The organism is Polaromonas sp. P2_G11 (assembly GCF_056403595.1).
This window is the reverse complement of the sequence record NZ_JBFUFE010000002.1, coordinates 787,408-800,294: the sequence shown is the minus strand read 5'-3', so window position 1 is coordinate 800,294 and position 12,887 is coordinate 787,408. Positions and strand designations below refer to the sequence as shown.

Here is a 12,887-nt window from a genome sequence, read left to right as displayed (position 1 = left end):
CGCCAGGCTCACTGAATTCAACCGCAGCCCTTGACCATGTTCGACTTCATCACGCCACCTTTGTACATCCGCCTGTCGCCTTACCGGCTGACGGTGCGCAATGTGAAAACGGGCGCTTTCATTTCCGAAGTGCCCGAAATTGCGATTTCCCGCAGCCTCAAGCCCAAAGTGCTGGGCGCGGGCGATGACGCCGCCCTGCATAAATCGAGCAAGTCGGCACAGGTCCTCAATCCTTTCAGCCACCCGCGCTCCATGGTGTCCGACTTCACCCACGGTGAGCAGGTACTGAAGGCATTCGTCCGTAAACTTCAGGCCAGCCACGTGCTGGCTCCCGCGCCCCGCATGGTGTTCCATCCTCTGGGCGAGCCCGCAGGTGGTTTCACCCAGGTGGAAATACGGGCCCTCCATGAGATGGCCCTGGGGGCCGGCGCTTCAGAAGTCACCATGTGGCAGGGCCCGGAATTGACAGACGAGCAGGTGCTGTCGCGCAGCTACCCTTCCACGGGACAGGTACTGGAATGACCGCAACCGCCGGCACGGGCATCAGTGACCTGCGCGCGCTCACCCGGCAATTCCCCCACCAAGGGCGGCTTGAGCAAATTTTGCTGAGGCCAGCCCGCCGCAGCCCGGTGCTCAGCGTTGCAACCGTGACAGCACTGGCCGGCCGCGGGCTGGAAGGCGACCGGAGCGCGGCGGCGCCTGCCATTCGCCCGGAAAGCAGCAAACGCCAGGTCACCCTGATCCAGGCCGAGCACCTGCCCGTGCTGGCCGCACTGGCCCGGCTTGGCGCGGTGGAAGCCGCGAGCTTGCGGCGCAACCTGGTGGTGTCGGGCCTGAACCTGCTGGCGGCGAAGTCCCTTTTCAGGGACCAGCCCATGGTGCTGCACATCGGCGATGTGGTGCTGGAAATCACCGGCCCGTGCGAACCCTGTTCGCGCATGGAGGAAGTGCTGGGCCCCGGCGGATACAACGCCATGCGCGGCCATGGCGGGTTGACGGCGCGTGTGTTGCAGGGTGGCTTGCTGCGCGTCGGTGATGCCCTTGTCTGTGAATCTGCCAAATCCGATCGGGAGTCTCCGGCTCAACCGCTATTGATTTGATAGCTGCTTGCGCATGACCAGTAAGGAATAGGGCCATTTTTTGCATTATTTAAGATCTCAAGCCCCGCCGCCCAACCGCGAACCAGCACGGGTATTTCGCTTCCCTCATACTTGTTCCTCATCCACTTTTTGGCGCAGCGGCTTTCCATGAACAAAACTTCGGTCGACAAGCAAAAAATCAAATTCCTGCTGCTCGAGGGCATTCACCCCTCCGCGGTGGAGGTTCTCAAGGCGGCAGGTTACTCGCAGATCGAAAGCCTGGCCGGCGCGCTGCCCGATGACGAACTCAAGGCCAAAATCGCCGACGCGCATTTTGTCGGCATCCGTTCCCGCACCCAGCTCACTGCCGATGTATTTGCCCAGGCCGGCAAGCTGGCGGCGGTCGGCTGCTTTTGCATCGGCACCAACCAGGTCGACCTGAACGCCGCCCGCGAACGCGGCATTGCGGTGTTCAACGCGCCTTTTTCCAATACCCGCTCCGTGGCTGAGCTGGTATTGGCCGAGGCCATTTTGCTGCTGCGCGGCGTGCCCGAGAAAAGCGCCGTGGCGCACCGCGGCGGCTGGCTCAAGTCGGCCGAGAACGCCTACGAAATCCGCGGTAAAACGCTGGGCATCGTGGGCTACGGCTCCATCGGAACGCAGCTGTCGGTGCTGGCCGAAGCGCTGGGCATGCAGGTCGTGTTTTTTGACGTGGTAACCAAGCTGCCGCTGGGCAACGCCCGGCAGGTAGCCCAGCTCAAGGACCTGCTGGCCCAGTCCGACGTGGTGAGCCTGCATGTGCCCGAAACCAAAGCCACCCAATGGATGATGGGCGCGGCCGAGATCGCCGCGATGAAACCCGGCAGCGTGCTGATCAATGCCTCACGCGGCACGGTGGTGGAAATTGAACCGCTGGCCGAGGCGCTGAAGCAAAAAAAGCTGCTGGGCGCGGCAATCGACGTGTTCCCTGTGGAGCCGCGCAGCAACAAGGACATTTTTGAATCGCCCCTGCGCGGCCTGGACAACGTGATCCTGACGCCGCACGTGGGCGGCTCGACCATGGAAGCGCAGGAAAACATCGGCATCGAAGTGGCCGAAAAGCTGGTGAAGTACAGCGACAACGGCACCTCGACGTCTTCCGTCAACTTCCCCGAAGTGGCACTGCCGGCCCACCCGGGCAAGCACCGCCTGCTGCACATTCACCGCAACGTGCCGGGTGTGCTGTCGGAAATCAACAAGGTGTTTGCGGCCAACGGCATCAACATCGCATCGCAGTACCTGCAGACCAACGAAGCTGTGGGTTATGTGGTGATCGACATCGACGCGGCGCACTCCGACATCGCGCTGGCCAAGCTGGCCGAGGTGCCCGGAACCATCCGCAGCCGGGTTTTGTTTTGAACCGGGCTTGAGCCACGGCGCGCAACCGCTATCAAATATATAGCTGGTTGCGCCCGTCTCTATTGGGTTTCAGCCACTTTCCCAAGGAAAAGACCAGATTACTGCGCTGCCGGCGGCTGTAAACCCAGCAAGGTGGCCAGCGCCGCCGTTGACAATGAACCTTCATGTGACACCGTGGCGCCGGTCTGCGCGTGGGTTCCGACGATGGTGGGGATCGAAGCGAAACCCAGCCTGGTCATCAGCTCGGTGTTTTTGGCGACGGCTTCTTTTTGCGCGTCGATATTGCTGGCCGCACTGATGCCGCCACGCCGGGCCTGCAGCGACGTTTCATGCGCGTCCATGGCCGCCACCGGGTCGCTGGCCGCCAGCAGGGTTGCCCCCTGGGCCGTACTGGCGGCGTTGAGCATGCCAACCGGGATCCAGACAAACCTGGCCTGGGACTTCAGCGGTTTTGCCGCTTCCCACAGGGCGCCGCAGTGCGGGCATTGCGCATCAAAAAACACATACACCGTGCGCTTGCTCATCAGGGCGCCGGCTGAAAAACCTTTGGCGCCGGCTTCGATGGCGGCCACGGATACCGGTTCGGTGACAGCCTTTGCCGACGGGCTGCCGGGCGCGGTGCCCGGCGCATCGTTACAGCCGGCAAGCAGCAAGCCGGCCGCGACAACGGCAGCCAGGAAAAGGCGGTTCAGAAATTTGGACATCATCAAAAAAGTTGAATGAAGGAGCGGCAAGGATAGCGCAGCGGCGCTATTTCGACAGCTTGTCCGCCAATTCACCCGCCAGCATGAAGAACTCCGGCGCGCGCTGCACCGACACGTGGGTGGCGTTCATTGCATACGTGACGCGGGTTTTGACGCCGCGCGCCTGCAGCGCCCTGACATAGGCCTCGCTGAACTGGGGCAATGTGTTTTCGTCCTTGTTGCCCACCACCACGCTGATCTGCGTATCCGGGCTGATTTTCTCCGCTTCAGCCAGGGGTGAAAGGCTGCGGCTCCAGGCGCCGGATTTGCCCGCAGAGCTGTTGCGCCATTGCCGCCATGCCGGCACATCGCAGGGGCATCCGGCCAGCAAATAGGCGTCGGCACTGCCGGGAAAGCGGCTGGCGACCAGCGCCGCCATGGCTGCGCCACCCGAATGGCCGACGAGCAGGATTTTCTTGCCGGGGTTGAGGCTGCGCAGGCTGCCCAGCGCGGCGGCAATGATTTCGGCGTTGCTTGGCGTGTAGTCGTCGTCCCTTGGGCCGGACTCGCCGTCCGATACGCCCAGTTCGCTGCGGTAGCCGGGGCGCTGCATCGCCACTGTGACGGCCTGGAGCTTCTCGGCCAGCAAGGCTGCTGTGCCGCTGTCCGCGTTCAATTCCGTGCGCCCGCCGTTGTCGCCGTGCAGAAAGACGACCAGTACCTTGGGTGTGATGCGGGATGTTTGGCCAGGCGCCAGCTTGCGGATGACAAGGCATTGCCGGGCGTCCCCTGCCCGTTCAATGCCGTCGGCAAGTTTTCCGTCGGGGCACTTCACCGGTTGTGCCAACGCGCCTGCCCCCGCCAGCCCAAGCAGCAGGCCGGCCCAAGCAAGGTAGCCGCGGCCCATCAGGCCCCGCGAAGCGCGGCTTTCAGTTGCTGGCCAATTTCAGGCTTGTCGGCAAACGGATCCGTCGGGTTGCGCGCCTGCAGCACGTCTTCAAGCCGTGTCTGCACGGAGTTGATGGCTTTGGGGTGGCTGTAGATGTAGAACTGGTTCTTTGCGATGGCGTCAAACACCAGTTTCGCCACATCGGCGGCGCTCACCTTGCCGGAGCCGACTGCCTTGCCGGTCATGGCCTGCTGGATCATCTGGCTCCTGGTCGGCTTTTCCGCGCCGAGTTCGGCCGGGCGGTTGCGGTGGCTCATGCCGATGCCTGTGGCTACAAAAAATGGGCACAGCACCGAGGCACCAACCTGATCGGTCACCAGGCCCAGGTCCTGGTACAGGGTTTCGCTGAGCGCCACCACGGCGTGTTTGCTGACGTTGTAGACGCCCATATTCGGCGGGTTCAGCAGCCCGGCCATGCTGGCGGTGTTGACGATGTGGCCTTGCCAGAATGGGTCTTTGGCGGCTGCTTCCAGCATCATCGGCGTGAAGATGCGCACGCCGTGCACCACACCCATGACGTTGACGCCCAGCACCCATTCCCAGTCCTTGACGCTGTTTTCCCAGATCAGACCGCCCGAGCCAACGCCGGCGTTGTTAAAAACGAAATGCGGCGCGCCGAAGCGCTCGAACACGGCCTTGCCCATGGCTTCCATCTGCGTTGCGCTGGAGACGTCAAGCTTGAACGAAAGCACCTGGGCACCGGAAGCCTTCATCTCTTCGGTGGCTTTGTCCAGCGCATCCTGCTGCACGTCAACCAGCACGAGGTTCATGCCCAGTTGGGCCCCCAGGCGTGCGCATTCCAGGCCAAAGCCCGAGCCCGCGCCGGTCAGCACTGCCGTTTTACCTTTGAAATCCGTGATCATGGTTCGTTTTCCTTGATGAATATCTTGGTGTCTTGAAGAACAGGAAAATTGTCCGTGCACCCTGTCGCCACAGCTGTCGCTCAGGTAACTATTCAGGCAACCCGCAGCATCTCGATGTGCGGTATGCCGTCCTCGATGTAGGGCTGGCCGGTATTGGCAAAACCGTGCTGCAGGTAGAACTGCTCAAGCCGTGCCTGTGCACCTATGCGGATGGGTTGCGGGCCCCAGTGCTGCTGCAAACGGCCAACGGCCTCTTTCATCAGAACATGGCCAATGCCGCCGCCGCGTGCCGAAGCATGCGTGACCACGCGGCCTATGCTGGCCTCCGCAAACTTCACGCCCGCGGCAAAGCAGCGCGCGTAGGCTATCAGCCGCCCTTCCCTTATGCCCAGCAAATGCATGGCTTGCATGTCCGCGCCGTCCATGTCCTGGAAACTGCAGGCCTGTTCGACCACAAACACTTCGCTGCGAAGCTGCAAGATCTCATAAAGCTCAAGGGTGGTCAGCGCGTCAAAGGGAAGAAAACGCCAGGAAATAACGGAGGTGCCGGAGATGCTCATGCCGGGGCTGCAGCCTTCAGGGTGTAACCGATGCGCGGGAAATGCACATGCACGGTGCCGGCACGCGCATCGGTGCGGCGCAGCGTGTAATGCATGCGGGTGGCGGCGATCAGCTCGCCCTCGGTAGGCTCCGGTCCAAAACTCTCGCCGCTGACCAGCACCTGGCTGCCCAGCGCAATGCCGTGTTCGTCCTGGAACAGGTCACCCGGCAACGGCGCCGGCGTGGATGCGGCGGCCAGTGCCACAGCCTCGGTGGAGCTGAATTTTTCAATGCCGCCATGGCCAATGGCGGCCATGCGGTCCATCCATTCCAGCACGGCCGGCGTGAGGTTCAGGATGCCCGCGAGCACCGGTGTTTGCACCCGCGTGAACCACAGCGGGTGGTACATCGCGAAATCGGCGATGCAGGGCACATCACCCAGTAAAAAAGGCCGGTCGTCGAGCATGTCCGAGATTCGGCGCAAATAGGACTTGTAGGCTGCGGCGGCATCGCTGGCGCGCAGGCGCGGCATGCCGGTGCTCATGGCCTTGCGGTCTTCGCCGAAAGCCCGGGCGGCTTCAGGTGGCGCTTTTTCAAAAATCTGGGCCACGCCCTTGGGCTGCGTGTTGTAGGCCATGGAGGTCCAGAACAGCGTGTTGTCGGCCCAATGCGCCAGCGTGCGCGCCAGGCCCTTGCTGGGTTCCGGGTACACCGAAGGCTCGGGTTGCAGGTGTTCCAGCACGTCGCTGATCAAGGCGGTGTCGCAATAAATGTCGGCACCGATTTGCAGGATGGGCGTCTTGCGGTAGCCGCCGGTCAGCGCCACCACGTCGGGCTTGGGCATGATCATCGGGATGACGACGGACTTCCAGGGCAGGTTTTTGTAACCCAGCATCAGGCGGGTTTTTTCGGCAAATGGCGATGTGGGGTAATGGTGAAGGATCAGATCGCTCATGGTTGTCTCCGGGTGTTCTGCGTATCTTGAAATTCAGCGGGGCATGGCCCGCGCGATGAGGGTGTCGAAATCGGTACCGGCGCCCAGCGTACCGAAAGCATGGCCCCAGTTGCCTGCAATGCGCGAGTCGCAAAAAGCGCTGAAGACGGCAGCGGGCGCGGTCTGATACAGCAAGGCGGCCTGCACCGCCAGCGCGACGTCCTGCGCGAGCCGCCGTGCCTCCACTTCAGTCGCCATTTCTTCCACACGTGTTGGCAAGGCAGCGGCCAGCCGGTCCAGCGCCGGGTGCGCGCCTTTTGCGGCGGCCAGTTCCTGGTTCAGGGCCGCTACGGCGTCGGCTTTGCGCAGCGCGCGCAAAAGGTCCAGCGCCATGATGTTGCCCGCGCCTTCCCAAATCGAATTGAGCGGCATTTCACGGTAAACGCGGGCCATGACGCCCTCGCCGCCCTCCTCCACATAGCCATTGCCGCCCAGGCATTCCATCGCCTCCTGGGCGAAATGGCTACCGCGCTTGCAGATCCAGAACTTGGCGACGGGTGTCAACAGGCGCGCCATGGCGGCCTCGTGGGCATCGCCTGTGTGGTCGAAAGCCCGGGCCAGGCGCATTGCCAGCGCAGTCGCGGCTTCGGATTCAAGCGCGAGGTCGGCCAGCACGTTGCGCATCAGCGGCTGGTCAATCAGCAGCTTGCCGAAGGCTTTTCGCTGCGAGGTGTGGTTCAGCGCCAGGGCCAGCGCCTGCCGCATCAACCCGCTGGTGCCCAGCGCGCAGTCCAGCCGGGTCATGGTGCCCATTTCGAGGATCTGCGGAATGCCGCGGCCTTCGCCCCCGACCAGCCAGGCCTGGGCGTTTTCAAATTCCACTTCAGAACTTGCGTTGGCCTTGTTGCCCAACTTGTCTTTGAGGCGCTGGATGCGGATGGCGTTGAGGCCGCCGTCAGGCAGCACGCGTGGCAGGAAAAAGCAGGAAAGGCCGCTTTGGGTTTGGGCCAGAACCAGGAAGGCGTCGCACATCGGCGCCGAGAAAAACCATTTATGGCCGGTGATGGCATAACGTTCGCCCCAGCCGTCGCGGCCTGCGGGCTCAGCGCGGGTGGTATTGGCCCGGACATCGGAGCCGCCCTGCTTTTCCGTCATGCCCATGCCCATGGTGAGGCCGGCCTTGGCCTGCCATAGCTTGAGTTCCGGGTCATAGGCGCGGCTCGCCAGCTTGGGGCCCCAGTCGGCGTAGATTGCTGTGTTGCCACGCAGCGCGGGCGTGGCCGCGTAGCTCATGGAGATGGGGCACAGGATGGAGGGCTCGAGCTCGGTGAAGAGCATGAAGCCTGCTGCGCGCTGGACATGGGGTGACGGGTTTTCTTCAGACCACGGAGAGCCATGCAGGCCCGAGCCCGTCGCGAGTTTCATGAGCTCGTGATAACTCGGGTGAAACTCCACCTGGTCCACACGACGGCCAAAACGATCATGGCTGTGCAGCGCCGGCCCATGCACATTGGCCAGGCGCGCGTGGGTCTGCATGGCCGTGCTGCCCAGCTTCGCACCGAGCTGCCTCAGCTCGTGCGTGTCCAGCGCCGGCGCATTAAATTTCAGCGCGTCGCGCAGCGGGCGATTGGTGTCAAACAGGTTGTAGTCCGACAGCGCTGCGGGCTGGTTGAAGACTTCATGCGTCATGTCCACCTCCTTTTGACCGCGCCGTGGTCGGGTCAGATCAGCTTGACCAACTGCTTGCCGAAGTTTTTGCCTTTGAGCAACCCGAGGAATGCTTCGGGCGCCGATTCAATCCCCTGCGCCACGCTTTCACGCGGGCGCAGCTTGCCGGTGCCCACCAGCGTGCCGAGTTCCTTGAGCGCTTCGGGCCAGACTTCCATGTGCTCGGCCACGATAAAGCCCTGCAGCTTGAGGCGGCTGGTCAAAATCAGCGCCGGATAGGCCAACGGCATGGGCCGGCCGTCGTAGCCGGCGATCATGCCGCACAGCGCGATGCGGCCGAAAGCGTTCATGCGCGGCAGCACGGCGTCCAGCACCATGCCGCCCACGTTTTCAAAGTAGCCATCAATGCCATCCGGGCAGGCGTCCTTGAGAGCCTTGGTCAGCGAAGCGGCATCGGCGTGCACTTTGTAGTCAATGCAGGCGTCAAAGCCGAGTTCTTCGACGGCATATTTGCATTTGTCGGGGCCGCCGGCAATGCCGACGGCGCGGCAGCCGCGTGCCTTGGCGAGTGCGCCGAACGCGCTCCCCACTGCGCCGGTAGCGGCGCTGACCACCATGGTCTGTCCGGCTTGGGGTTCAATGATTTTCACCAGGCCGTACCAGGCGGTGACGCCCGGCATACCGACCGCGCCCAGATAGTGCGAGAGCGGTACGTGCGTGGTATCCACCTTGCGCAGCGCGCCGGGCTGCTCGGCATTGACCACACTGTATTCCTGCCAGCCGCCCATGCCGACCACCTTGTCGCCGGGCTGGAATTTGGGCGAGCGGCTTTCCACGACCTCACCTGCCGTGCCGCCCAGCATGACCTGGCCCAGCGGATGCGGCGCGGCATAGCTCTTGGCATCGCTCATGCGGCCACGCATGTAAGGGTCCAGGCTCAGGTAATGGTGGCGCACCAGCACCTGGCCATCCTGCAGGGGCGGCGTGTCGCTGGACACCAGCATGAAGTTGCTGGCGACGGCTTCGGCGGTGGGACGGTTGTCGAGCAGGATTTGCTGGTTGATGGGCATGGAAGTCTCCTGTGTGTTGTCGGGAAAGGCAGGCGATTTGCTATTGATTTGATAGCTTCTGGCGCCCGTGTTTATTGGCATGGTCTGTGATTTAACCAATACCTCAGTTCAATCGGTTGATATGCCGCCGCCGGGTAGGTCCGGTGCGCCGGTGTTTTGGGCGGCGGTGGCAATCCGCCGCACGTACTTGAAGGTGCCCGTGGAGTGTGCACAGGCGCGGCCTTCCGCGTCATACAGCGTGGCCTCGGTAAACGCCATGGTGGTGCTGCGATGCATGAGCCGCCCCTTGGCTGTAAGCCGGCTGCCGTCGCCGGGTGCCGGCCGCATGAAGCTGGTCTTCATCTCGATGGTGACCACGCCCATATCTTTCTGTACGCTGCGCGCGGCTGTCGCCATGGTCACGTCCAGCAGCGTCATGATGGCGCCGCCGTGCGTCACGGCAAATGAGTTGAGGTGCTCGGGCTTGGGCGCATAGCCAATGGCCGAAGCACCGCCTTCAAACAGCTCCAGCTCAAAGCCGAGGTGGTTGACGAAAGGGATGTCCGCGCCGAAGTTCATTAACTGTTCCCAGCCCATTTCTTGCTCACCCCCCGGTTACGACCGAAACGCCACCATCGACGGCTATCCACTGGCCAGTGATGTGCTTGCCGGCATCCGACGCATACAGCACGCACAGGCCCTTCAAATCCTCGTCGTCGCCCAGGCGGCCCAGCGGTGCGTGTGAGGCCAGTTTTTCCTCGCCCAACGCTTTCAGCGTGCCCACGGTCATCCGGCTCGGGAAAAAGCCCGGGCAAATCGCATTGACGGTGATGTTGTACTTGCCCCATTCGCAGCCCAGTGCGCGCGTGAAGTTGATGACGGCACCCTTGGAGGTGTTGTAAGCCACGGTGGTCATCTCGCGCGGATTGCCGCCCAGGCCGGCGATGGAGGCTACGTTGATGATGCGGCCGGACTTGCGGGCGATCATGCTGTGTTTGGCGATGTGCTGGCTCAGGATGAAATAGCCGCGGATATTGAGGTTCATGACCTTGTCCCAGGCCTCAACCGGGTGATCTTCAGCAGGTGCGCCCCAGGCGGCGCCGGCGTTGTTGACCAGGATGTCGACATGGCCCAGGCGCTTGATGGCCTCGTCGGCCAGCGCCCGGATGTCTTCTTCTTTGGAGCAGTCGGCGGCGATCCAGTCGACGTCGATGCCGGCGGCTTTGAGCTCTGCAGCGGACTCGACCAGGTCTTCGGCCTTGCGCGAACTCAAAATGACTTTGGCGCCGGCTTCGCCCAGCGCCTGGGCCAGTTGCAGTCCCAGGCCGCGTGAGCCGCCGGTCACGAGTGCGGTTTTGCCTTTGAGGTCGAACAGCTGCTGGATGGTACGGGTCATGAAAGTTGTCTCCTGTTGGGTGTCATCGGGCTTGCCGGGTGCCGCATCGGGACTCCGGCAAGGATGGGGTTGCAAATAATGTGTCGGGTTCAGCCGTGGTTGCGATCTCGATATCGGGATGCGGCGGTCTGCCATATTGGCACAACATCAGGCCTCCTGCAGGTTGCGCTGTCGTGGTGGCGACTTCCGGCCGCTACGAACTGACGTTGATGCGGGAGCGCACGTAAACCAGCGCCGCGCCAACCACCGCCACAATACCGCCCAGCACCACCATGGACCAGCCGATGGCATCGTCCAGGCGCTGAACCGACAGACCCAATACCAACGTCAGCAGCCCGCCGTAGATCAGGACCCAGATCAGGGTCTGCAAGCGAGCCACGGCCTTGTTGGAAACAGGGTCAGCGGACGGTTTGAAAAAAGCCATTAAAACGCCTCCTCGGGCAAATCGGCACAGGTCAGGTCGCGGGTTTCAACGACCTTGAGCCAGGCACCGATCTTCGGTAATTCGTAATGATAAAAATAGCGTGTAGCGCCCATCCGCCCTGCGTGAGCAGCTATCGAATTGGTAGCGGATTGCTGCAATGCCAGGCTGGCCAGCGCCACGTCCAGCCAGATCCACGCCAATACGGTGTGGCCGAAGGCCTGCATGTAGGGTACCGCATTGGCCAGCGCCTCGCCAGGCTCGCCCGCGGCCCACGCCGCCTTGGTGGCGCTGCCCACATGCTGCAATGCCTTGGCCAGTGCGTTGGCATGGGCTGCGAGTTCAGGCACCTGAATCGCCTTTTCAACCGTGGCGTTGATACGCGCTGCCAGCAATTGCAGGCCCCTGCCCCCTTCCATCAGCACCTTGCGGCCCAGCAAATCCATGGCCTGGATGCCATGCGTGCCTTCATGGATCATGTTCAGGCGGTTGTCGCGCCAATACTGCTCGACCGGGAAGTCGCGCGTGTAGCCGTAGCCGCCGTGTACCTGGATGGCCAGCGAATTGGCCTCCAGGCACCATTCGCTGGGCCAGCTCTTGGCAATCGGTGTCAGCACCTCGAGCAGCAGGCGCGCGTCGTCGGCGGCCTGCGCGTCGGCCGTGTGGTGTTCATCAACCAGGCGGGCGCAATACAGCTCCAGCGCCAGCGCGCCTTCGCAGTACGCTTTTTGCGCCAGCAGCATGCGCTTGACGTCGGCGTGCTCGATGATGCGGATCTGCGGCTGGGAGGCGTCTTTGCCCACGGCACCGGCGCCGTTCTTAGATCCTCCGCCGACGGGCCGGCCCTGGGGCCGGTTTTTGGCGTAATCGAGGCTGGCGTAGTAGCCCGCCATGCCCAGCATGGTGGCGGCCGTGCCCACGCCTATACGCGCCTCGTTCATCATGTGGAACATGCAGCGCAGGCCCTCATGCGGCTTGCCTACCAGGTAGCCGACCGCGCCGGCCTGGCCGTCCACCGGGTATTTGCCCTCGCCGAAGTTGAGCAGGGTGTTGGTGGTGCCGCGCCAGCCCAGCTTGTGGTTCAGGCCCGCCAGCGCCACGTCGTTGCGCACGCCGGTGAGTTCGCCTTGGGTATTGACCATTTTCTTGGGCACGATGAAGAGCGAAATGCCGCGTGTGCCGGCGATCAGCTTGCCGTCCGGCCCCGGTATCTTGGCCAGCACCAGGTGGATGATGTTGTCGGTCAGCTCGTGCTCGCCGGCCGAGATCCACATCTTGTTGCCCTTGAGGCGATAGCGTGGGCCCAGCGGGTCGGCCTCAAAGCCGTCGCCATCCGGGACGGCGCGCGTCGTCACGTCGCTGAGCGAGGAACCGGCCTGCGGTTCGGACAAACACATGGTGCCCGAGAAGCGGCCCGAGAACTCATTTTTTGCAAAGACTTCCTTCTGCATGTCGGTGCCGTGCACCATCAGCAGGTTGGCGTTACCAGTGGTCAGCAGGCCCGAGCCGATGCTGACCGAGGCCATGGCGAAGAAGGCATTGGCCGCCGCTTCCACCGTATAGGGCAGCTGCATGCCGCCGACTTCATAGTCCTGCGCGGCGCTGAGCATGCCCGAGGCCGCGTAGGCCTTTTGCGCGTCGTGCGTGGCCTGCGGCAGGATGACTTTTTCGCCGTCGAAGTGCGGCTCCTGCGTATCCACTATGCGGTTGAACGGTGCATACTTTTCACGCGCGATGCGTTCGCAGGTGTCGAACACCGCGTCGAAGGTTTCGCGTGAATGGTCGACGAAACGCTCGCGCTGATTGAGCGACTCGGCACCGAGCCATTGGTAGAGCAGAAAATCGAGGGTCGGCCTGAGGCTCATGACGACCTCCCCGAAACGGCGGGCGTCAAGGCAGGAAACGCC

Annotated in this window: 14 protein-coding genes; 3 read left to right on the top strand and 11 right to left on the bottom strand. The window is 63.0% G+C overall.

The genetic code is table 11. The features are described 5' to 3' along the window. Positions 1-36 precede the first annotated feature (36 nt). From AC1DWQ_RS10370 to serA, 3 genes are all read left to right on the top strand, one after another. Positions 37-522 (top strand): rod shape-determining protein, encoded by a 486-nt coding sequence (locus AC1DWQ_RS10370; protein ID WP_477669536.1) that lies wholly within the window; start codon positions 37-39, stop codon positions 520-522. Beyond that, positions 519-1,100, top strand: coding sequence for an MOSC domain-containing protein (locus AC1DWQ_RS10365; RefSeq protein ID WP_477669535.1), 582 nt, complete (start codon positions 519-521; stop codon positions 1,098-1,100). The genes AC1DWQ_RS10370 and AC1DWQ_RS10365 overlap by 4 nt, the downstream gene beginning before the upstream one ends. Positions 1,101-1,247: 147 nt before the next feature. Next, the gene (serA, locus tag AC1DWQ_RS10360; protein WP_477669534.1) at positions 1,248-2,477 is read left to right on the top strand and encodes a phosphoglycerate dehydrogenase; all 1,230 of its coding nucleotides are present in this window, start codon (positions 1,248-1,250) and stop codon (positions 2,475-2,477) included. Between the two features lie 98 nt (positions 2,478-2,575). On the opposite strand, the gene AC1DWQ_RS10355 is transcribed toward serA, so the two are convergent. The 11 genes from AC1DWQ_RS10355 to AC1DWQ_RS10305 form a co-directional block, all read right to left on the bottom strand. After that, positions 2,576-3,184 carry a thioredoxin domain-containing protein gene (locus AC1DWQ_RS10355; RefSeq protein WP_477669533.1) on the bottom strand — a complete coding sequence of 203 codons (609 nt, stop codon included), beginning with the start codon at positions 3,182-3,184 and terminating at the stop codon, positions 2,576-2,578. Between the two features lie 43 nt (positions 3,185-3,227). Continuing rightward, positions 3,228-4,067, bottom strand: coding sequence for an alpha/beta hydrolase family protein (locus tag AC1DWQ_RS10350; protein ID WP_477669532.1), 840 nt, complete (start codon positions 4,065-4,067; stop codon positions 3,228-3,230). Continuing rightward, positions 4,067-4,972, bottom strand: a complete 906-nt coding sequence (locus tag AC1DWQ_RS10345) for an SDR family oxidoreductase (RefSeq protein ID WP_477669531.1) — start codon at positions 4,970-4,972, stop codon at positions 4,067-4,069. The genes AC1DWQ_RS10350 and AC1DWQ_RS10345 overlap by 1 nt, the downstream gene beginning before the upstream one ends. Positions 4,973-5,064: 92 nt before the next feature. Then, the gene (locus tag AC1DWQ_RS10340; protein WP_477669530.1) at positions 5,065-5,532 is read right to left on the bottom strand and encodes a GNAT family N-acetyltransferase; all 468 of its coding nucleotides are present in this window, start codon (positions 5,530-5,532) and stop codon (positions 5,065-5,067) included. Further along, positions 5,529-6,467 carry a glutathione S-transferase family protein gene (locus AC1DWQ_RS10335; protein ID WP_477669529.1) on the bottom strand — a complete coding sequence of 313 codons (939 nt, stop codon included), beginning with the start codon at positions 6,465-6,467 and terminating at the stop codon, positions 5,529-5,531. Before AC1DWQ_RS10335 ends, AC1DWQ_RS10340 begins: the two co-directional genes overlap by 4 nt. Before the next feature lie 33 nt (positions 6,468-6,500). After that, positions 6,501-8,141 carry an isovaleryl-CoA dehydrogenase gene (locus tag AC1DWQ_RS10330; protein WP_477669528.1) on the bottom strand — a complete coding sequence of 547 codons (1,641 nt, stop codon included), beginning with the start codon at positions 8,139-8,141 and terminating at the stop codon, positions 6,501-6,503. 26 nt (positions 8,142-8,167) lie between these two features. Continuing rightward, positions 8,168-9,184: an NADP-dependent oxidoreductase gene (locus tag AC1DWQ_RS10325; RefSeq protein ID WP_477669527.1), complete on the bottom strand. Its 1,017-nt coding sequence runs from the start codon at positions 9,182-9,184 to the stop codon at positions 8,168-8,170. Between the two features lie 108 nt (positions 9,185-9,292). After that, entirely contained in the window at positions 9,293-9,742 is a 450-nt protein-coding gene (locus AC1DWQ_RS10320) for a PaaI family thioesterase (protein WP_477669526.1), read from the bottom strand. Positions 9,743-9,767: 25 nt separating this feature from the next. Then, positions 9,768-10,559, bottom strand: coding sequence for an SDR family oxidoreductase (locus AC1DWQ_RS10315; protein WP_477669525.1), 792 nt, complete (start codon positions 10,557-10,559; stop codon positions 9,768-9,770). A 193-nt stretch (positions 10,560-10,752) separates the two neighbouring features. After that, complete coding sequence (locus tag AC1DWQ_RS10310) at positions 10,753-10,983, bottom strand: hypothetical protein (protein WP_477669524.1); 231 nt, start codon at positions 10,981-10,983, stop codon at positions 10,753-10,755. Beyond that, positions 10,983-12,845, bottom strand: coding sequence for an acyl-CoA dehydrogenase (locus AC1DWQ_RS10305; RefSeq protein WP_477669523.1), 1,863 nt, complete (start codon positions 12,843-12,845; stop codon positions 10,983-10,985). Before AC1DWQ_RS10305 ends, AC1DWQ_RS10310 begins: the two co-directional genes overlap by 1 nt. Between the last annotated feature and the right edge of the window lie 42 nt (positions 12,846-12,887).